Origin of the sequence: Paenibacillus agri, from assembly GCF_013359945.1 — a bacterium.
GTDB lineage: Bacteria > Bacillota > Bacilli > Paenibacillales > Paenibacillaceae > Paenibacillus_AQ > Paenibacillus_AQ agri.
On the sequence record NZ_JABWCS010000011.1, the window covers coordinates 1 to 232 of the forward strand.

1 rRNA gene is annotated in these 232 nt (G+C 56.0%); it reads right to left on the reverse strand.

The annotated features are described in order from the left end of the window. Positions 1-232: ribosomal RNA gene (locus tag HPT30_RS00045) — 16S ribosomal RNA — on the reverse strand; the annotation flags it as partial.

Consider the following 232-nt stretch of genomic DNA (forward strand, 5'->3'; position numbering starts at 1 on the left):
CCCTCTCAGGTCGGCTACGCATCGTCGCCTTGGTGAGCCGTTACCTCACCAACTAGCTAATGCGCCGCAGGCCCATCCCGCAGTGACAGATTGCTCCGTCTTTCATCCTTTCAGCAGGAGCTAAAAGGAATTATCCGGTATTAGCTACCGTTTCCGGTAGTTATCCCAGTCTGTGGGGCAGGTTGCCTACGTGTTACTCACCCGTCCGCCGCTAACCATCAGGAGTGCAAGC